The sequence below is a fragment of the Pseudarthrobacter raffinosi genome, assembly GCF_023913735.1.
Lineage (GTDB): Bacteria > Actinomycetota > Actinomycetes > Actinomycetales > Micrococcaceae > Arthrobacter > Arthrobacter raffinosi.
In genome coordinates, this window is sequence record NZ_JAMXBH010000005.1 from 143,921 (window position 1) to 164,043 (window position 20,123).

Annotated in this window: 18 protein-coding genes; 8 read left to right on the forward strand and 10 right to left on the reverse strand. The window is 64.7% G+C overall.

Annotated elements, in window-relative coordinates; all coding sequences use genetic code 11:
• Window positions 1-69 precede the first annotated feature (69 nt).
• Entirely contained in the window at window positions 70-672 is a 603-nt protein-coding gene (locus tag NG698_RS06225; protein ID WP_252599370.1) for a hypothetical protein, read from the reverse strand.
• Window positions 673-861: 189 nt separating this feature from the next.
• Here NG698_RS06225 and NG698_RS06230 point away from each other — a divergent pair, with 189 nt between their 5' ends.
• On the forward strand, window positions 862-1,776 hold the full coding sequence (locus NG698_RS06230; protein ID WP_252608855.1) for an MSMEG_6728 family protein: 915 nt from the start codon (window positions 862-864) through the stop codon (window positions 1,774-1,776).
• A 4-nt stretch (window positions 1,777-1,780) separates the two neighbouring features.
• A complete protein-coding gene (locus NG698_RS06235; RefSeq protein ID WP_252608858.1) occupies window positions 1,781-2,641 on the forward strand; it encodes an SDR family oxidoreductase in 861 nt (286 codons plus the stop codon).
• A gap of 247 nt (window positions 2,642-2,888) precedes the next feature.
• Here NG698_RS06235 and NG698_RS06240 read toward each other — a convergent pair whose 3' ends face one another.
• From NG698_RS06240 to NG698_RS06245, 3 genes are all read right to left on the reverse strand, one after another.
• Complete coding sequence (locus tag NG698_RS06240) at window positions 2,889-4,571, reverse strand: phosphodiester glycosidase family protein (RefSeq protein ID WP_252608861.1); 1,683 nt, start codon at window positions 4,569-4,571, stop codon at window positions 2,889-2,891.
• A gap of 151 nt (window positions 4,572-4,722) precedes the next feature.
• On the reverse strand, window positions 4,723-4,824 hold the full coding sequence (locus NG698_RS22020; RefSeq protein ID WP_445260433.1) for an MFS transporter small subunit: 102 nt from the start codon (window positions 4,822-4,824) through the stop codon (window positions 4,723-4,725).
• Between the two features lies 1 nt (window position 4,825).
• Window positions 4,826-6,220, reverse strand: coding sequence for an OFA family MFS transporter (locus NG698_RS06245; RefSeq protein ID WP_252599377.1), 1,395 nt, complete (start codon window positions 6,218-6,220; stop codon window positions 4,826-4,828).
• Window positions 6,221-6,410: 190 nt separating this feature from the next.
• Between NG698_RS06245 and NG698_RS06250 the strand changes: the two genes are divergently transcribed.
• Window positions 6,411-8,723 (forward strand): FdhF/YdeP family oxidoreductase, encoded by a 2,313-nt coding sequence (locus NG698_RS06250; protein WP_252599379.1) that lies wholly within the window; start codon window positions 6,411-6,413, stop codon window positions 8,721-8,723.
• Window positions 8,724-8,809: 86 nt separating this feature from the next.
• Here the strand turns inward: NG698_RS06250 and NG698_RS06255 are convergent, their stop codons facing one another.
• Complete coding sequence (locus NG698_RS06255) at window positions 8,810-11,191, reverse strand: Tex family protein (protein WP_252608921.1); 2,382 nt, start codon at window positions 11,189-11,191, stop codon at window positions 8,810-8,812.
• Between the two features lie 171 nt (window positions 11,192-11,362).
• Here NG698_RS06255 and NG698_RS06260 point away from each other — a divergent pair, with 171 nt between their 5' ends.
• Entirely contained in the window at window positions 11,363-11,659 is a 297-nt protein-coding gene (locus NG698_RS06260; RefSeq protein WP_056346782.1) for a hypothetical protein, read from the forward strand.
• Between the two features lie 221 nt (window positions 11,660-11,880).
• Here NG698_RS06260 and NG698_RS06265 read toward each other — a convergent pair whose 3' ends face one another.
• The 3 genes from NG698_RS06265 to NG698_RS21930 all read right to left on the reverse strand — a co-directional run bounded on the left by NG698_RS06265 (window position 11,881) and on the right by NG698_RS21930 (window position 14,647).
• Window positions 11,881-12,951 carry an alkene reductase gene (locus NG698_RS06265; protein WP_252608864.1) on the reverse strand — a complete coding sequence of 357 codons (1,071 nt, stop codon included), beginning with the start codon at window positions 12,949-12,951 and terminating at the stop codon, window positions 11,881-11,883.
• Window positions 12,952-13,046: 95 nt separating this feature from the next.
• Entirely contained in the window at window positions 13,047-13,781 is a 735-nt protein-coding gene (locus NG698_RS06270) for a PKD domain-containing protein (RefSeq protein WP_252608867.1), read from the reverse strand.
• A gap of 209 nt (window positions 13,782-13,990) precedes the next feature.
• Window positions 13,991-14,647, reverse strand: coding sequence for a DUF6318 family protein (locus NG698_RS21930; RefSeq protein WP_374210083.1), 657 nt, complete (start codon window positions 14,645-14,647; stop codon window positions 13,991-13,993).
• 233 nt (window positions 14,648-14,880) lie between these two features.
• On the opposite strand from NG698_RS21930, the gene NG698_RS06275 reads away from it, so the two are divergent.
• The 3 genes from NG698_RS06275 to NG698_RS06285 all read left to right on the forward strand — a co-directional run bounded on the left by NG698_RS06275 (window position 14,881) and on the right by NG698_RS06285 (window position 16,424).
• On the forward strand, window positions 14,881-15,315 hold the full coding sequence (locus NG698_RS06275; protein WP_252608870.1) for a pyridoxamine 5'-phosphate oxidase family protein: 435 nt from the start codon (window positions 14,881-14,883) through the stop codon (window positions 15,313-15,315).
• Window positions 15,316-15,334: 19 nt separating this feature from the next.
• A complete protein-coding gene (locus NG698_RS06280; RefSeq protein WP_252608873.1) occupies window positions 15,335-15,763 on the forward strand; it encodes a very short patch repair endonuclease in 429 nt (142 codons plus the stop codon).
• A gap of 250 nt (window positions 15,764-16,013) precedes the next feature.
• Window positions 16,014-16,424 (forward strand): Hpt domain-containing protein, encoded by a 411-nt coding sequence (locus tag NG698_RS06285; protein WP_252608876.1) that lies wholly within the window; start codon window positions 16,014-16,016, stop codon window positions 16,422-16,424.
• Here NG698_RS06285 and NG698_RS06290 read toward each other — a convergent pair.
• Entirely contained in the window at window positions 16,397-17,167 is a 771-nt protein-coding gene (locus NG698_RS06290; protein WP_252608879.1) for a response regulator transcription factor, read from the reverse strand. The genes NG698_RS06285 and NG698_RS06290 overlap by 28 nt on opposite strands.
• Before the next feature lie 100 nt (window positions 17,168-17,267).
• Here NG698_RS06290 and NG698_RS06295 point away from each other — a divergent pair, with 100 nt between their 5' ends.
• A complete protein-coding gene (locus tag NG698_RS06295; RefSeq protein ID WP_252599387.1) occupies window positions 17,268-18,923 on the forward strand; it encodes a sensor histidine kinase in 1,656 nt (551 codons plus the stop codon).
• On the opposite strand, the gene NG698_RS06300 is transcribed toward NG698_RS06295, so the two are convergent.
• Window positions 18,920-20,122 (reverse strand): 5-methylcytosine restriction system specificity protein McrC, encoded by a 1,203-nt coding sequence (locus tag NG698_RS06300; protein WP_252599433.1) that lies wholly within the window; start codon window positions 20,120-20,122, stop codon window positions 18,920-18,922. The genes NG698_RS06295 and NG698_RS06300 overlap by 4 nt on opposite strands.
• Window position 20,123: the final 1 nt, after the last annotated feature.

Genomic DNA, 20,123 nt, shown 5'->3' on the forward strand with positions numbered 1-20,123 from the left:
GTCGTCCGTTGTTGTGTTCTGAATGGCCGGCAGGGACCTGATCTTCCTACCGTCCGCGATCCTTCGTGCTTAGGCTGCTGCCTTGACCGCGGCCGGAATCTCGCGGACGATGCGAACCTTCCACGCGGCGTCGTCGGTGGTATCCAGCAGTGCCACCGTGCCGTGGGCGAGGTTCAATGCCACACGCTTGGCCGCCAGCAGTTCAAGGTAGAGGTGCTCGTTCATGCGGCTGGGGGTGTCGATCATGTACTTCACGGCGTCGCGGACCTTGCGGTAGTTGGCGCTCTTCTCGCGGTGCAGGTGAAGTTCCAGCATCTGGCGCTGGCGCACTTTGGGCTCGTGCTTGTTGAGCAAGGAGACGGCAAGGTGCACACCGATCACCAACGCGAGGGAGACAGCGTAGATCCACCAGCCGCTGGACATCAGGAACAGGGGCAGGTTGCCGATCGCCACGAGCGCAATCACGATCCGCAGCGCGACGATCCGGCGAAGGGTCAGGGCCACTGAGGCCATGGCCGCACGAAAGCCGTGCTGCTCGTGGCGCGCCGCGGCCGGATCAAGGGTAAATTCATCAAGGACCAGGATGCCCTTGGCCTCCGGATCAAGCATCTGCCCAAACTTGGGCACAAACAGCTGCGTTGAACCGGCGGTCACTTCAGGTGAAATTGTCATGAGAGGGCTTCCGGGACGGTGGGGCGTTTCGGTGATCTTAGTGGTTAGCAGCTCCCGCTGTATGTATCGGTCCACTATGTGAAATATTCCGCCGCTCCGTCACGATCAAGGGGCCCTACCACCGGTTCCTCGCGTGTGGCGCCGGGCACTGCAATTGGAACATCCGCCGCATGCCGTCAGACTGAAGGGATGCAAACCTTCCTTCCGTATCCCGATTTCCGGCAGAGCGCCGCAGCACTGGACACCGCCAGGCTTGGCAAGCAGCGTGTCGAGGCGCTGCAGACCCTCCGGGCTCTGGTGATTCCCGAGTACGGCTGGCTGGACCACCCCGCCGTCCGCATGTGGATGGGCCACGTTCCGGCGCTCACCATGTACGGCCTGGCGATGGTGGACGAATGGACCAACCGCGGCCATGCAGACAACACGCGCGCCAACATCACCGAGTTCGCGCCCCAGGCCGCGCACCCGGACTACGCGGCCAAGATCCCGCTGCCGGAGTGGCTCGGAAACCCTGATTTCCACCTGAGCCACCGCGCGAAGCTGCTCCGCAAGGAACCAAAGTTCTACAAGGCTGTGTTCCCGGACGCCGATCTGGACCTGGACTTCATTTGGCCGGAGCCCAAGCACGAGTTCTATCCGGCAGAACCCGAGGGCGACATCCTCTGGATCCTCCGCGACCCGCACGCCGAGATCGATCCCCAGACGCTGGATACCGTGGCACTGCCGCCGATCCGCCGCGGCGGCGCTGTTGCGCCCTCCGCCCCTGAGGACGGCTACTCCCCCGTTTATGTCGACGACGGCTCCCGCCGCCCGTCCAAGCAGCCGCGCAAGCTGCCGCCCAAGCAGCTCGTGAAGAAGCCGACCCGGAAGCGCCAGGCGCAGGAGGAAGCGTTCGCCACCCTCCCCGGCAAGACGACTGTCGCGGTTTCGTTTGAGGACGGCAGCAAGTTCGCCGTTGGGCAGGTGCTGGGCCGTCCTATCACGCTCGCCGACGGCCGCTTCGGCCGCACCTTCAGCGTCACCGAGGTGATCGACCGGTCCGCGTTCGATTACCCGGCCCTCCTGCAGGACCCCCGGGTGTTCTTCCCGGTTCCCGCTCCCTGAGTCCGTGACCATCCTCCTGGCCGGCTGCGGCGATCTTGGCACCGAAGCGGGCCTGCGCTTCGGTGCGGCAGGTCATCGGGTGGTGGGCTGGCGTCGTTCGCCCGAAAAACTGCCCTCTGCGATCGAAGGCGTGGCGGCCGACCTTGGCTCTGCGGATCTGCCCGCTGTCCCGGCGGACACGGCCGCCGTCGTCGTGGCCGTTGCGGCTGACTCACCCACGGAAGCGGCCTACCGTGCCGCCTATGTGGACGGGCTGGCGCACGTTCTGGACGCCTTGAAACGCGACGGCGTGACGCCGCGCCGGGTGCTCTTTGTGTCCTCCACCGCTGTCTACGGCGACGCTGCCGGTGGCTGGGTTGATGAGAGTACGACGGCGGCACCTGGCGGTTTCTCCGGACGTGTCCTCCTCGAGGCGGAGGAACTCCTGGTGTCGCGGTTGCGCGGCACTGGTACTTCGCCCGTTGTGCTGCGGCTGGGCGGGATTTACGGTCCGGGCCGGACCCGGTTGATTGATCAGGTCCGTAACGGGACTGCCGTGATTCCCGACGAGCAGCGCTTTACCAACCGGATCCACCGGGACGACGCCGCTGCGGCGATAGTGCATTTGGCCACCATGGAAGCTATGCCTGCGCCGGTATATGTCGGCGTGGACAACTCTCCCGCTGAACTTGGGGACGTACTGCGGTTCCTGGCTTTGGAAATAGGGTATCCGGAACCGCCCGTCGGACCCGCCGGCGAGGCCCGCGGCGGCAACAAACGCTGCAGGAATACGCTGCTCCGCGGAACCGGGCTTGAGTTCACCTACCCGACGTTCCGGGAAGGTTACCGGGCAGTTCTGGCGCGCACCGCAGTCCGCCACCCCTAAGCCAGCCGCCTATCTGCCCACCATGGCGAGCCAACACCTGAGGCCGGGCGCGAGCGTACACTTGCGGCCCCTGCGGCGCCGGCCGCTGTCTGGGTGTTTGGGCGTCCTTCGGGGTGACCCACATAGGCAGCTAAGCTCACGGTCCTGGTCGGTCCCTCGCGGGAAGACGATGATGCTGCGCGTTTTCGGCGCGATCGCATCCAGCGTGGCCGGTTGACCCGTCAAAAAAGCGCAGGCACCGGACCTGTCAGTGTGCGGCTGGCTCGCGGCCGGGCAGGACCACCAGCGCATCGCCTACCGGCCGCTCGGCGGCCCCCGCATTGGACGGCGTATTCACCACTGCGCCGTTGACCACCATGGTGGTGGATCCGCCGCCGTCCAGATTGATCGCTTCAGTCAGTCCCAGGGACTTTGCCACCTGTGCGGACTCCTGGAGGCTGAGTCCCAGGGAACCGGTCTGCCGCCCGTCCACCGTCACCAGGACCAACCGCCCGGCAGCGTCCGTTCCGGCAATCGTTCTCGGGTTGCGTTTGTGCGCCCAGCCGTAAAACATCCCCGGGTTCCTGTCGTGCACCATGCCGTCGCGCCGCGCTGTCACTCCGATCTTGCCGTCCTCAATCAACGCGGGCCCACCGTTGAGCACGTGCGAGCCCGGACCTGCCTCGAATTCTTTCCCGTCCGCGGCAACCAGCTCTGACGTCAGCCCCAGGTGCGCCCCGGGCTTTGCCAGTTCCAGGAGCCTTTGGACGTCGGTCCCGATCGCTTGGATGCTGGCACCCCCGGCAGGAACGGAGGCGCCGCGGCTGCGGTTTACCGCGGTCACTGTGCCGGTGGCGTCCAGCACGACCTCCAGTCCTGGCCCCGCCGGTGTGGTTGCACCGAATTCCGGAGAAAATGAAACGATCTCGTCTGCGTCTGTGCACGTGACGTCGTGCAGCGGCTCACTGGTCACCACGTCATCCGGCGTCCCGCCGCAGTTGCGGATAAGCCCCGGCACGCGGTTGATACCGTCCAAGGGAAGGACGCTGCCGCCGTCGGACACCGTACCCTCCCAGCTGAGGCGTTCGACGCCGGCCCTCGCCTTTTTGCCGTCGACTACCAATGCCGGCCGGTCACCTACTGCCTCGCTCAGCATCTGCCCGGAGTAGACTCCGACCCCGGCAGGGTCGCCTTCCGCGCCGGCGGCAGGATCGAAAACAAAGAAGCCTCCGTTGACGGCGGCAACGGCTCCGGCGTCCGCCGCGAGCTGGCTGGTGGTCTCCCGCCGCTCAAGGTCGGGCCCGAACGTCGCAGCGATTTCGCCATCGAACTCCTTCGGGTCGATGGTCAGAACCTGAAGGTTCCACGGGCCCCGCGACTGGTCGGCACTGGCCGGATCCCCGTCCCAGCCGACGTACCAGGCCGACGCGGCGTAGCCGGCTGCCTTGACGCCGGCAATGGTGGCAGCAGCGTCCTCACGGCTGGCGAATTCCCCGACTCGAACCCGGAAGCCAAGCTCGCCGCCAGCATCGGCCAGCTGAGGCGAGACGACCCGTTCCACGCGCGCAGTGAAGCCCGCGGCGACCAACTCTGCAGCCACCCGTCGGGCAGTGGGCTCGCTGGACAAGGCGGAAGCGGAAACTTTGGGGTCCGACGACGGAATGGTGACCTCCGCCGTCCAGAACAGGGCGGTGGTTGCTGTTCCCCGCGAAATTGACGTCCTGGTCACGCCAGGCGCAACAGTGCTCACCGTGCGGCTTTCCGGCAGGTCCGGAGCGCCGAGGTCGAGTTTGGTTGCAGGCGCCACCTCCCCGAAGACCGGGATTGGCCCGGCCCCGCCGGTTGCCGCGCCGGCGACCGGCGGAGCCATCAGCGTCAAAGCAACCAACGCGCCCGCTGCCGTCAGCGACCCGCTTTTCTTCCGCGTAAACCCTGGAACCGTTGATTTCATACGGACTAACGTAGCGGCGCCGCAGGCCGGGCGCGGCCAAACTCCGGCCTGTTTCCACAGAGTTGGCGAGCTGTTCATCCACCGTCAGACAGCAACGCTCCGGCCACCGTAGCGGTGGCCGGAGCGTCCTGGTTCGCTCCCGGGTGTCAGCTCACCCGAACAGGGCGGCCACTCGGGTGAGGGTCTGGAACACGCCGTAGGCCAGCGGGATACCTACGATCGACCAGCCGACTGCAAGCTGTACTGAACTCATCTCAGGCCTCCATTGCGGGTACTTCGGACCGGACGCTGTCCGGGCGGGGTTCGTGGAACCGGGCGTCCACTGGTTTGATCATCAGGTTGGCCACGAAGCCGATCACGAGCAACCCGACCATGGTCAGAAGAGCAGGCTGGTACGAGGCCGCTGTGAGCTGGCCCGGCTTCCCCTGGGCGTCCAGGAAAGCATTCACGATCAGCGGCCCGGCAATGCCCGCAGCAGACCACGCAGTCAGGAGCCTGCCGTGGATGGCACCCACCTGGAACGTCCCGAACAGATCCCGCAGGTAGGCGGGCACGGTGGCGAAACCGCCGCCGTAGAAAGAGATGATCACGAAGGCAAGGATCACGTACAGGGCCGTGGTGGCCGAGCCGGCCAGTGCCAGCACGGTGTAAAGAACGGCGCCAACGCCGAGGTACACCATGTAGATACGCTTGCGGCCCGTGACATCGGACGTAGCTGACCAGGCGAACCTGCCCGCCATGTTGCCGATGGACAGCAGTCCCACAAAGCCGCTGGCGACGGCGGCACTCACCAGGGAGACGCCGTCGGACTGGCGGAAGAAGTCCTGGATCATCGGTGCTGCCTGCTCCAGGATGCCGATGCCCGCGGTCACGTTGCAGAACAGGGCGATCCAGACCAGCCAGAACTGCTTGGTCTTCACCGCATTCGCCGCCGAAACGTGCTCCGTGGTGACCAGCTTTGCCGCCTTGACCTTGGCAGGGTCGAAACCCGCGGGCGTCCAGCCATGGGCCGGAACCTTGATGGTGAAGGCACCAAAGAGCATGTAGGCGAGATAGACGACGCCGAGCGACAGGAAGAGCTTTCCGACGGCGTCGCCGCTGGCCACCCAGTCCTTCGCTCCGGAAGCGGGGTCGTACATTTTGAGCAGGGCGCTTGAGACCGGGCTGGCGATGAGCGCCCCGCCGCCGAAGCCCATGATGGCCATGCCGGTGGCCAGGCCCGGCCGGTCCGGGAACCATTTGATGAGCGTTGACACCGGCGAAATGTAGCCGATGCCGAGCCCGATGCCGCCAATGAAGCCGTAGCCCAGGTAGACGAGCCACAACTGGCCGCTGAAGATCCCCAATGATCCGACCAGGAAGCCGCTGGCCCAGAAGACAGCCGAGGTAAACATCGCCTTCCGGGGGCCGTGCTTGTCCACCCAGGTCCCCATGATCGCAGCGGACAGTCCCAGCATCACGATGGCGATGGAGAAGATCACCCCGATCTCGGTCAGGCTGGCATCAAAATGCTTGACCAGCGCTGTCTTGTACACGCTGGTTGCGTAGGCCTGCCCGATGCACAGGTGTACGGCCAGCGCCGCCGGCGGGATTAGCCAGCGGTTGAACCCCGGTGGGGCAATAGTGTGTTCACGATCCAGCCAGCCCATATTTTCTCCTCAATGTCCGCGGCAACGTCGGCCCGGTCCTCCGCAAATTATGGTGCACGTCACACCAGCATCACCACGCTTTGCGCCCAACGGTGGGATTGCCGCGGTAAGCGGTTCCAGCGCGGCACACCGGGCGCGCCACCATACCGCCCATTTCGTTTTCACCCCCATTACCGGCGAGTATGAAGCCATGAAACGTGGAGCTCCTGTCGATGACATCAACGAAGATGACCTGCTGGTCGGCAAACCCAAGAAGTCGGCCGCCGGGCTGAAGGCGGTCGAAGTTGCCCTTGAGCGCGGCTTCGCCCAGGCCGGCGTCACCCGGACCGTCCAGTCCCTGCTGCGGCTGAACCAGCGGAACGGAACGGACTGCCCCGGCTGCGCATGGCCGGAATCCCAGGGACTGCGGAAGCCCGCCGAATTCTGCGAAAACGGCGCTAAGGCCATCGCGGAGGAAAACACGCTCCGGACGGTCACCCCGGAGTTCTGGGCGGAACACTCCATCGCGGAGCTCTCGACCAAGACCGAATACTGGCTCGGCAACCAGGGCCGCATCACCCATCCCATGGTGGTCCGGAGCGGGGAAACCCACTACTCCCCCATCGCCTGGCAGGAAGCCTTCGACCTCATCGGCGAGCACGTCCGGGCCAGCACCCCGGAGCGCACGGTCTTTTACACGTCCGGCCGGACCGCCAACGAGACGGCGTTCATGTACCAGCTGTTCGCCCGCTCCATCGGCACCAACAACCTGCCGGACTGCTCCAACATGTGCCACGAATCCTCCGGCACCGCCCTGAACCCGACCATCGGCATCGGCAAGGGCACCGTTTCCCTCGAGGACATCCACGAGGCCGAGCTGATCTTCGTCGTCGGGCAAAACCCCGGCACCAACCACCCCCGCATGCTGTCCGCCCTGGCTGACTGCAAGAGCAACGGAGGCAAGATCGTTGCCGTGAACCCGCTGCCGGAAGCGGGACTGTTCAACTTCAAGGACCCGCAGTCGGTCTCCGGAGTCATCGGCAACGGGTCATCGCTTGCCGATGAGTTCCTGCAGATCAAGGTAGGCGGAGACCTTGCGCTGTTCCAGGCCCTGGGCCATCTTTTGCTTGAGGAGGAGGAACGCGTTCCCGGATCGGTGGTGGACCGCGCATTCATCGACGCAAATACAGCCGGGTTTGAGGCTTACCGTGCCGCCCGGCAGTGCATCGACTGGGAAGAGACCGAGAAGGCCACCGGACTTTCCCGCCTGCAGATCTCCACAGTGGCGCAGATGCTGGTTAATTCCAAAGCCACCATCATCTGCTGGGCGCTGGGTCTGACGCAGCAGCCGCATTCGGTGAACACCCTCAAGGAAATCATCAACCTGCTGCTGGTGCAGGGCAACTTCGGCAAGCCCGGCGCCGGCGCCTGCCCGGTCCGCGGCCACTCCAACGTTCAGGGCGACCGCACCATGGGAATCTGGGAGAAGCCCAAGGAATGGCTGCTCGCCGCCCTCGACCAGGAGTTCGGTATCACTTCCCCGCGGGGCCACGGCGTCGACTCAGTGGAAACCGTTGAGGCGTTCGAACGCGACGACGTCGATGTGTTCGTGTCCATGGGCGGAAACTTTGCGCTGGCCTGCTCGGACACCGAGATGCTGGAGGCTGCCATGCAGCGCGTCGGGCTGACTGTCCACATCTCCACCAAGCCCAACCGTTCGCATGTGGTTCATGGCCGGACGTCACTGATCCTGCCCACCCTGGGGCGGACAGACACCGATGACAAGCACCCGGGCGGCCGCCAGATCCTTTCCGTGGAGGATTCAATGTCCTGCGTCCACTCCACGCAGGGACGCCTGAAGCCGGTCTCAGACCACCTGCTCGCGGAACCCGTCATCGTGGCGCGCATGGCCCTGGCCACCCTGGGCGACGACCACGCCGTGGACTGGAAGGCGATGGCCGATGACTACGACGTTGTCCGCGACCACATTTCCCGTGTCCTGCCCGGCTTCGAGGACTTCAACAAGCGGCTCAGGACCAGGAACGGCTTCATCCTGCCCAACCCGCCCCGGGATACGCGGAGCTTCGCGACGGACATCGGCCAGGCGCGCTTCACGGTCAGCCCGCTGGAGTACCTGACCCCGCCCGAGGGGCACCTGATCCTGCAGACCATCCGCAGCCATGACCAGTACAACACCACCTTCTACGGGCTGGATGACCGTTACCGGGGCATCTCCAACGGCCGCCGGGTCATCCTGATCAACAAGGACGACGCTGCCGAGCTCGGTTTCCAGGACCGCGAACTGGTGGACGTCATCAGCACGTTCCAGGGCGAGGAGCGCCGCGCCGACAAGTTCCGGCTGGTGCACTACCCCACCCCGCGCGGGTGCGCCGCGGCCTACTTCCCGGAGGCAAACGCCCTCGTGCACCGCGGGCTCGTGGCTCGGGAGTCCAACACGCCCGGCTACAAAGCGATGACGGTCCGCTTCCTTCCGCATGAGGAGCACGCCAAGCAGCTGAGCTGACCGGGCTCCGCGCTGGAGGTTGGGGACTGGGGCGGCCGGCGGTAGCGCCGGCGGCCGCTCCGCCTGGCAGAACGGACCCGGAATTGCTAGGTGGCAACGCCCGCCTGACGCAGGGCTTCGGCCAGCGCGGTGTTCGGCGGGCTCGCCGTGGCTGCTGTTGGTGCCGACGCGACTTTGCGCCCGCTGGCCTCCGGGCGTGGCCCCCGGCTGGCCGAGCGTGCCGCAGCGTCATCGGCCGCTCGTGCCGGACGGCCTCCGGGCGCGGGCTGCCGCCCACCCGAAGGCGACGGCTCGTCGTCGAGCCTTAGCGTGAGCGAAATCCGTTTCCGCTCCGGATCGGCTTCCAGAACCTTCACGCGGACAACCTGCCCGGACTTCACCACCTCGCGGGGATCGGAGACAAAGCGGTTGGCCAGCGCCGACACATGAACCAGGCCGTCCTGGTGCACTCCCACGTCCACAAATGCGCCGAACGCGGCCACATTGGTGACGGTCCCCTCAAGCACCATGCCGGGCTTGAGGTCGGAGATCTTCTCGATGCCTTCGGAGAAGGTCGCCGCGGCAAAAGCGGGTCGGGGATCGCGGCCTGGTTTGTCCAACTCCGCCAGGATGTCCTGGACCGTGGGCAAACCAAACGTGCCGTCGACGAAAGCGCGTGGATCAAGTGACGACGCCGGCGCCGAGCCCGCGGCCACCAGGATTTTCCGGGCAATCGGATACGCCTCGGGGTGCACGCTCGATGCGTCCAGCGGCTCTGCTCCGCCGGTGATTCGCAGGAAGCCGGCGCACTGCTCAAACGCCTTCGCACCCAGGCGGGGCACCTTCTTGAGCTCGCTGCGCTTGGCAAACGGCCCGTGTTCGTTTCGGTACGCCACAATGTTTTCGCTCAGCAAAGGTCCGACGCCGGCCACCCGGCTCAGCAGCGCGGGCGAAGCAGTGTTCACATCAACGCCAACCGCGTTCACGCAGTCCTCGACCACAGCATCCAGGCTGCGTTCCAGCTTCGATGCCGTGACGTCGTGCTGGTACTGCCCCACGCCGATGGACTTGGGATCGATCTTCACGAGTTCGGCCAGCGGATCCTGAAGCCGCCGCGCAATGGATACGGCACCGCGCAGGGAAACATCCATGCCCGGCAGCTCCGCCGAGGCCAGCGCCGAAGCGGAGTACACCGACGCCCCGGCCTCGGAAACCACCATTTTCTGCGGTTTCGTCTCCGCGGCCGGCAGCAGCTTGATCAGTTCCGCGGCAAGCTTGTCCGTCTCCCGGGACGCGGTTCCGTTGCCGATGGCCACCAGCTCCACGTTGTGCTTCCGGGCCAGCCGCACCAAGGTGGCGAGGGCCTCGTCCCACTTCCGGGCAGGAGCGTGCGGGTACACGGTGTCGGTGGCAACCACCTTGCCAGTCCCATCCACAACGGCAACTTTCACGCCGGTCCGCAGCCCCGGGTCCAGCCCAAGAGTGGCGCGGTTTCCGGCGGGTGCGGCCAGGAGGACGTCGCGAAGGTTGGCGGCGAACACCCGGACAGCCTCGTCTTCTGCGTCTGTGAACAGCCGTCCGCGGAGGTCGGCGGTCAGCCGGGCCAGCACACGCGAGCGCCAGGCAATCTGCGCGGTCTGGATCAGCCACGAATCGGCGGGACGGCCGCGGTCGGCGACCCCGAGGCACTTGGCCACAGCGGATTCGTAACGGGAACGCGCGGCGGCCAGGGCGTCGTCGTCGTTCGGATCCGCCTCGGCGAGATCCAGCTCCAGGACGCCGTCCTTCTCACCGCGCAACAGCGCAAGCACGCGGTGCGAGGGCATCCCGGTGGGCGCCTGGGCGAACTCAAAGTAATCGGCGAACTTCTGCCCGTCGGACTCCTTGCCCTTCTTCACCCGCGACACCATCCGCCCCTGCGTCCACAGCCGCTCGCGCAGGGTTGCGGCGAGGTCCGGATCCTGCGCAACCCTCTCGACGAGGATGGAACGGGCGCCGGCGAGCGCGGCGGCCGCGTCATCAATGGAGTGTTCGGCGTTCAGGTACCTGGCAGCCTCGCGTTCCGGGTCCAGGTCGGGCCGCTTCAGCAGCGCATCGGCGAGCGGCTCCAACCCGGCTTCACGGGCGATCTGGGCCTTGGTGCGGCGCTTGGACTTGAACGGAAGGTAGATGTCCTCCAGCCGGGACTTGGTGTCCGCGGCGAGGATCGCTGCCTGCAGCTCGGGGGTCAGCTGCCCCTGCGCGGCAATCGCTTCGAGGATAGTACGACGGCGGTCCTCAAGTTCGCGGAGGTAGCGCAGGCGCTCGTCGAGCTCGCGCAGCTGCGTGTCATCCAGCGTCCCGGTGGCTTCCTTGCGGTACCGGGCGATGAACGGAACGGTGGACCCGCCGTCGAGCAGGTCCACTGCAGCCTTGACCTGCCAGGTCTTCACGCCAAGCTCGGCGGCGATCTGGGCGTGGATGGCGCTGTCCGGAGTTGGGGCAGACATGGGGGCGGACGGGACGTGCGCGAGTTGGGTCACCTGAACATTTTGCCCTACGGGCCTGGTGGTCTCCAGCGGCGCCCGGCCGGGCAACCGGCCGGGGTATTCCGCTCCGGGCCGTGAAGTGCTGTAGTTGATATGCCGTCACAGGCAATCACTTCGAGGAAGAGGGCCACCATGCGTGAACTGCTCATCGTCTTTCAGGAAGGATTCGACGAGGCCAACATCACCGTCATGGTCAACGGCAAGGAGGTCCGCCGCGACATGGGCGTGTCCACCAACCCGCTGCTGGGAGAAGCCTACGAAACGTCCGTGGAGCTGCCCGCGAAAGGGGCGCAGGTGGGAGTGGAAGTCACCAACCGCGGCCTGAAAGCCATTACCAAAGTCAGCGGAAAGCCCAAAAGCCTGCTCGTGTCCATCGAGGACGACAAGCTGGTGATGCGCGAAGGAACGGGCCGGGAAGCATACCTTTAGCTATTTCCCTAGCGATAATCCATTCACTGGAGTATTCTTATGTCTACCGCTCAGCGCTTGTGAACCTGGGCGGGCCAACGTTGAAAGATGAGCCAAAACAGCCGTCGGATGGCTATTTGGCGCGCGCTGCCGGGACAGCACACCGAGCAGCCAACGACGGCGGCACCCAAGCCGGGTGCCGCCGTCGTCGTTTAATCTCTGGCCGAGGCCAGCAGTGACCGCTAAGCCGAATACGCGGGGTAGTCCGTGTATCCTACGGAGCCGTCTGCATAAAACGTGGACGGGTCCGGTTCGTTCAGCGGAAGGCTTTCCTTCCAGCGACGTGCGAGGTCCGGGTTGGCAATGGCGGGGCGCCCCACCACCACCGCATCTGCATGGCCGTCGGCCACCAAGGCGGTTGCTTCCTCCCGAGTGGTCATGGTGCCGAAGCCGGAGTTCACCAAAAACGTGCCGTTGAAGCGCGCCCGGAGATTCTGGACCAGCTCACTCGTGGGCTCGTGGTGCAGGATGCTGACGTAGGCGAGGTTGAGCGGGGCAATGCTGTCCACCAGCACCTCGTAGGTGGCGCGGACATCGACCGCATCCGCTTCGGCGATGCCCTGGACGCAGTGCTCCGGCGAGATGCGGATGCCCACGCGGCTCGAACCCACCGCAGCCACCGCGGCGTTGACAGTTTCGATCACAAAACGGGCCCGGTTCTCCGGCGAGCCGCCGTAGCTGTCGTCGCGGACATTGGAGTTCGGGGCAAGGAATTCGTGGAGAAGGTAGCCGTTGGCCGAGTGCAGCTCCACGCCGTCGAATCCCGCTTCAATGGCGTTAATCGAACCGGTGACGATTTCCTGCATCACGACGGGCAGCTCACCGATGGTCAGCGCGTGCGGGACGGGATACGGCTGCTTGCCGGACGGGGTGCGGACCTCGCCCTCGATGGCGACGGCGCTCGGACCCACGATGGTATGGCCGCCGGTGATGTCCGCATGGGAAACCCGTCCGCCGTGCATGATCTGGGCGAAGATCCGGCCGCCTTCAGCGTGCACCGCGTCGGTGACCTTCTTCCAGGCGGCAATCTGCTCCGCGGTGAAGAGACCGGGCTGACCCGGATATGAGCGTCCGGCGGGGCTCGGGTAGATGCCTTCGCTGACGATGAGTCCCAAGGATGCCCGCTGCCGGTAGTGCTCCACAACCACGGGACCCGGAACACCGTCCTCGCCTGAGCGGAGACGGGTCAGCGGTGCCATTACCAGGCGGTTGGGCAGTTCAAGCTCGCCAAGAGTCAAGGGGGAAAACAGCATGCGCAGTTCCTTTCGAGGTGAATTGGTACTGCTGTGCCCAACTGCGCGGCGCGTGCAAGTATTCCGATGGAGGCGGGGATCACTCTCTGCGGGGGCTACCGGGGCGATGCGACGCCGGGGCAACCTTGTCCCTGCGGGTTCTGGTTGCAGTCGTCGGCGTAGTTCCGGGTGATGGACCGCCAGACGCTGATGGACTGAGGCGGCGCGCTGAACTGGCCCTGGCCCGGTATGGGCAGCGGTGGTCCGTTGTTCACGGAATACGTGCCTTGGAAGGACGTGGTGAGGACGACTTGGAAGTCGCCGGTGTCTACGTAGACGTGACTCGTTCGGGTCTTCTCACCCCAGCGATCCTGTGGCAGCGGCCCGCCCATGGAAGCTTGCGGGCCGAAGACCGTTCCGTCGCCGTAATTCCAGGTGTACTGAACCGGAGTGGCGACCACATGCACCTGCTGCCCCAGCATCGTCACGTCAAACTGTTGCTCGGACGCGTCTGCGTAGAAATTGGTTTCGGCCCCGCGGAGCGTGTTGGGGCTGGGCTGCGCGACGACCGTTCCTGCGCTGATGGGCAGGCTCTCGAACTGCTGCTGGATCTGGGCGGCTATTCGCGGCAGGAGGTCCTCGGGCCGAGCATCGTAGAGACAAGTTGGCCCCGAATGAATTGCCCAGACGGCTCCAGGAACGCCTCTCGGCATGGAATACCAGATGACCGGGATCCCGTCTTCGCCGTCCGGCCCGTTCGTGCACTCAACCTGATCACGTAAGCACACAGAATCGAAGTCGCCCCCGCCAAGGTGGCACTGGAGTTCGTACTTGTAGTTGTTGGGATCCAAAATTGGGGCCCCGGGTGCTTGCTGAACAAAGTCGTTGGCCTCGGCGTCCCACACATAACCTCCGACTCCGGCTGAGTCCGGTGTCCAAGCGCCATCAAATTCTGGATCGTCACTACCGGCACCATGAGCCGGTGATACAAAGAGCGTTACGAGCAGCCCCGCGGCAAGTAACATTCCGCGATATCCAAGCGGTCGACGGGTAGACATTGTTATCCAACGATGCTTCCGACTTCGTCCAGCCGCCACGAATCGGAGCTGTACGAAAGGATCAGCAAGTTGCCTTGATCCGCACCTTGTGGGTCCGTATGCGCAACCGTCCCATCTGCGCGGACGTATGACAGTGGAATCTGATGCACTTGGACGGATACCTTGTATTTCCCAGCTTCATCCCGGGAGAACGTTGTATCTACCGCGGGGGTGCTGATCTGCCCTCCGACCAACCACCTGCCTTCGGAATGCCAAGCTCTTATCGCCTCCGCAGACTTTTGGCACGGCGCGCATGTTTGAGGTGTCAGGCTTTCATGAAGTGAAAGCTCCCCTGTCTCATAGGAATAGCTAAGGACCTCGAACCAGTAGCGGGCGAACGCGATGGCCCCCTCTTTCGTCTCCGTCTTCGCAACTTCCGGAAGCACCGGCACCGGCACGTTCTGAGCGCGGCCGCTAGCCGAGGCGGGCACATAAGCAGGAGTCGCCGTCGGGGTTGGCGTTGCGCTTGGGCTTGCCGTCGAAGTCGGAGACGCCGACGAGGTGCCCCCAGGATCGCCACCCGAGTTGCAACCGGTCAAAAGCAAAACAGACGCGGCAACAGCAGCAACAAGGTACAGGCGCGAACGCCGCGAAGTAGCGGAAATGATGTGCGATGTCATGGGCAGCTAATCCCCCGATAGTTTCAAGACGCCTCGCTTCGAACAATGACCTTAAGGGTAGCCCAGGACACATTTGAGCGATGAAAGTTATCCACAGCCACCCGCCCTCGGTTCTACCACCGCGTAGGACCAATAAAAAGTCACACGGATAATCGCCCTCCCAGCCCCTTGTAAACCGGATTCCCACGCGCAACCCCTAGAATTCTTCTACCGAACGTAGAAGAATAGGATTCATGATGTTTACGCACGCAGATGGCCACCCCGTTCTGGAGCTCGACGACGAGCAGTCCTGGAAACTCCTGGAAGCTACCCACCACGGCCGGCTGGTGGTTTCCGTTGCCGGCGAACCGGATATATTCCCCGTCAACTACCTCACCTCGGACCGGAAAATCTACCTCCGCACCGCACCGGGCAACAAGCTGGCGCAGCTCACCATCAACTCCGGGGTGCTACTTGAAACGGACGGCATCCTCTCGGACGAAGCCTGGTCCGTGGTCCTGCGGGGAACGGCGCGCGTCCTGACCAACTCAGCAGAGCTCGCCGTCGTCGAAGCGCTCGGCCTGAAATCTTGGGTGCCGACGCTGAAGGATTTCTACGTGGAGATCGTGCCCACATCCGTCAGCGGCCGCCATTTCGAGCTGGGCGACCAGCCGGAGCACGAAATCTAGGAGCCCGTAGGCTGGAATCATGGCGGACAGGCTCACTCCCGAGCGGCGCAGCTGGAACATGTCCCGCATCAGGGGCAAGAACACCAAGCCGGAACTGCTGGTGCGCCGCCTCCTCCATGCCAAAGGCTACCGCTACCGCTTGCACGGCACCGCCGGCAAAAGCCGCCTGCCCGGCCGCCCGGACCTGGTATTCGCCGGCCGGCGAAAGGTCATCTTCATCAACGGCTGCTTCTGGCACTTCCACGACTGCCGCGTAGGCCAGCACGCGCCCAAGGCGAATGCCGCCTTCTGGGAGGCCAAGCGCACACGCACCAAAATCCGCGACGCCGACCAGCGCCAACAGTTAATGGCCGCCGGCTGGGAGGTGCTCACCGTGTGGGAGTGCGAGTTGAAGGACGGCTCCGCCCTCGAAGCCCACCTGGTGGAGTTCCTCGGCGCCAGCAAATAGCCCGGCAAGCCGGCGGCAGGCAAGAAACGCCAGCCGGAACTTGAGTCAAACTTGAGCCTTTGCCGCCTCCCGAATTGATCGGCGCCCGCAAAGATGAACTCCTATGAAAAACCCGCAGTCTCCTCAGGAATCCCGCAGTCCTATTCCCGAACGGCTGCATCCCCAAGTAACAGATTTACTCTGAAAGTGGACACAAAACCAAGTCATATCCCGCTATTGGGGGCGGCAGGCACGAGCGGAAGGGACGGAAATGGCACCATCCGATGACGCAGGGCGCCCCTTAGTAGATCCCTCCGTACTTGACCGGCTGCGGGTCGAACTCGACGAGGACGAGGGCTACTGCAGCGTCTTCGTAGGGAACTTCATCGACTACCTGCCGTTCCGGATCGGCAAGCTGCGGCTGGCCTTGACCACCGGAGACCTGGATGGGGCCGTGGACGCGATCCTTAGCCTCAAGACATCGAGCCAAATGGTGGGCGCGGAACGACTGGCGGGCCTGGCCATGGACCTTGAACGTTCAATCCGGGAAGAGTCACCGAGTGCGGAACCTTCCGTTGCACTGCCGCAGCTTGCCGTCAACTACCTCCGGCCCATCAACCAGTGCAGCCGCCAGACCCTGCACAGGCTCCAGGCTCAGCGCCCGCCAGGCGCCAACCGGTAGCCCACGCCGCGGACCGTCTGCAGCCAGCGCGGTTGCTGCGGTGAATCACCGAGTTTCTTCCGAAGGTTGCCCATGTGCACCTCCACGGAACGTTCGTCCGCCTCGCTGATGTAACTTCCGACGTCGTAATCCTCGTCCCGGAGCCGACGCACCAAATCCGATTTGGTCCGGACCGTCCGTCCCGCCTCGAGCAGGGCATACAGGAGTTCGAACTCGGTCCGGGTCAGGTTGAGCTCCTGGCCGTCCACGCTGACCGACCGTGAGGCGTAACTCAGATCCAGTCCGTTGTGGCTGTAGTGACCGTTTCCGCTGTCACTAACGGCGTCCGCCGGGCGTTCAGAAACGGGAGCGCTCTCCCCCGCGTCCGGAACCGACCTGGGCCGGCGCATCATCGCCGCTATGCGCGCGCGGAGTTCGCGGGGGCGGAAGGGCTTGGTGAGGTAGTCGTCTGCACCGGATTCGAGACCAATCAAAGTATCCAGTTCTTCAGCCCGCGCCGTGAGCATCACGATGTAGGCATCTGAAAACTCACGGATCTGGCGGGATACCTCGAACCCGTCGATATCCGGCAGCCCCAAATCAAGCGTTATAACGTCAGGATTCAAGATTCTCGCAGCCTTAACCCCTTCGGAGCCGCTGCCGGCCACGGTGACGTCAAAACCCGCCTGAGTCAGGACCGTGCGTACCAACTCGCGGATATCCTGATCATCCTCGATGACCAGACCCACTCGCGCTTCACTCATACCAGCCCCCTCCGCCAGCTTGACAACGTGAGAAGTATAGCCCGCTGCCGATATCCTGCTGGTATGCATTCCCCTATACTCCCACTTCAGGCCGCCGTTCATGAGTGAACCCGCAACATGGGCCACGGGCCGTCTGAAGTTTTTCCGGCGGCCCTTCCACGAATACCGGCTGACGGACAGGGTGGCCCTGAGCCAGATGCCGCTGTTCGTCACCACACTGCTGGCCGCGGTCCTCGTTTCGGCGTTTTTTCCCGGAAGCATGGACACCCCGCTGTTCGTGGTGTTCCTCTTTTCCCAACTTGCCATTATGGTGCTGTGCTACGTGGTGCCATGGGACCGCCTGCCGCACACCACGTTCCTGGTGATCCCGTTGCTGGACTTCATCTCCATTGCGGTGGGCCGCGAAGGAAGCCAGGAAAGCCTCACAGGAATCAGCCTGCTCGCGGTCTTCCCCGTGATCTGGCTCTGCGCCTCCGGATACTACGTCCGCGTGTCACTGTGGCTGTCCTTCATCATGCCGTTGGCGATCATCTGGACGCCACTTTTTGTGCGCGGAGACGTCTCCGGACCGAACCTGGCCCGTTCGCTGCTGCTTCCTGTGATGATGCTGGGGATCGGAGTATCTGTCACCATGCTGACGCTCAGCCTGAGACGTCAGCAGCGGATCCTGGAGGAGAAAGACAAGCAGCTCCAGGCCAGCCTGCTCAGCACCAGGCGGCAGGAAGCCTTGCTCAACTCCGTTCTTGACACGGTGCACCTGGGCGTCCTCGCCGTCGACGCAGACGGGCACGACATCCTGATGAACCGGAAGCAGCGCGCCAACCACGAACTGGCCCGCCCGAAGGACATCGACGATCCGAACGAGTCCCAGCTGCTGGTCTTCGCCGCAGACCGTACCACCCCTGTCCCTGTGGCAGACCGCCCGGTGCGCAGGGCTGTCCAGGGCGAGACGTTCACGGACTACCTGGTCTGGCTGGGCGCAGGCAAAGAGCAGCGGGCCATCACCACCAGCGCCCGGGCCATGACGGACCCGGACGGGACGTTCGCGGGCTCGGTGATCGTCTTCAGTGATGTGACGGACCTGGTGGACGCCCTGGCCGCCAAGGACGATTTCGTCGCCAGCGTGTCCCACGAATTCAGGACTCCCCTGACCTCCATCCTGGGTTACGTGGAACTTCTCCTGGAGGACGATCCCGGCAACGACCAACTGGAGCCGCTGAACATCATCAAGCGCAATTCAGAAAGGCTTCTCACCTTGGTGTCGGACCTCCTCGCCACCAGGAACGGGCAACTGATCGTGACCCCGCACGCCGTCGACGTCGCTGAACTGGTGCGCGCCAGCGTGTCCGCCGCGATGCCCCGGGCTGACGCCTCCCGCGTGGCGTTGAAAGCCGAAACACCAGCCAAGCTGGAGGCCCATGTGGACGGCCCCCGCATCTCCCAGGTGCTGGATAACCTGGTCTCCAATGCGATCAAGTACTCGCCCGACGGCGGCAATGTGCTGGTGTCCTTGGAGCACGACGACGGCCACCTCGCCTGCCGGGTCAGCGATACGGGCATGGGCATGAGCGCCAACGACCAGGCCCAGGTGTTCGCCAAGTTTTTCCGGACCAGCAACGTCCGCCGGACAGCCATTCCCGGCGTGGGGCTGGGCCTCCCCATCAGCAAGGCCATCGTGGAGGCCCACGGCGGAACCATCCAGGTAGAAAGCAAACTGGGCCAGGGCACCACATTCACGTTCCGGGTGCCGGTCTAGCCTCCCGCGCGGGCAGTCCGGACCACTTCGCCCCAGGACTGCCGCGCCAGGTCCGCCACAGCTGCCAGGATGTCCGACGGCGGCAGCGACAGATCCAGCGGAAACTCAACAATGTCGATGTCAGTGTTAAGGATCCGCCGCAGTTTCATCTCGCCCGCCCCTGCATAGACCAGCCAGGCGGTGGGCACACCCAGGGCGGTGCAGTGGGCAAGCATCTGGTAGTGGTCGGCGGTCAGTGACGCGCCAAGGTCAGCGGCGGCCTTGTACTTCGCGTTGTAGGCCACCACGGGGCGTCCGCCCAGCAGATGCACGGCGTCCGGGCGAACAGACAGCCTGTCGGAATCGTGGACAGCCTCGCTGAGGAGCGCGTTGTACTTCAGCCGCATCTCCCCCGGATACGCCGCCATCGCCTCGCGGAGCGCCGTGCCCACAAAATCCTCGAACACGTGGGCCATGTCCACCACAAACGACGCAGTCTGCTGCTTCCCCTCCCCAGCCTCCGCGGAGGCATTCTTCAGGATCAGCTCCGCGAGGCGCAGCACTGACTGGTAGCGGACGTTCATCCTGCTGGGGGTCCACGGCGGCAGGGGCGCGCCGGCTGGAAGGCGGGTGACGGCGTCGAGCTTTCCCTTCAGCTGCCGCAGGCGGCTCAGCACCTCCGGCCGGACGCGTGGAACCTGTCCCATCCGCTCCAGCGCGGCCCGCAGGATCCGGTTTTCGGCGATGTCCTCAGTGAATTCGTCATAGGACACTTCCAGCGGCACCAGCATGCCGGGGCGGCGCGAGATCTGGTCGGAAATCCGGATGCGGCCCTTGACCGTGCGGAGGGACTCGTCAACGGTGAGGTAGCCCTGCAAGACTCCTCGTCCAAGCGCACGCTCCGCCATTTGGGCGAGGGATTCGGCCAGCGCGCTCCAGAGTTCGCGGTCCTCGGCAGCCGCCACGGAATCGGGCCGGAAGCCCTGATTACCGGCATAGCTGAGGAGGAACAGGAGCCGGCTCAGCCCCAGCCGGTCCTTGGGGCGCACATCCAGCTGTAGCGTGGCCGTGCGGACCGACCCCACCTTGCCCGCGGGCTCGATCCGGTACAAGCCCATGCCCATCGGGGACGCCTTGGCCAGCCCGCTGGCGTTCACGAAGGCCGCACTGGCGGCATCCAGGCGTTCCACGGTGCCCTTGGACAGCTCGTCGAGGACCAGA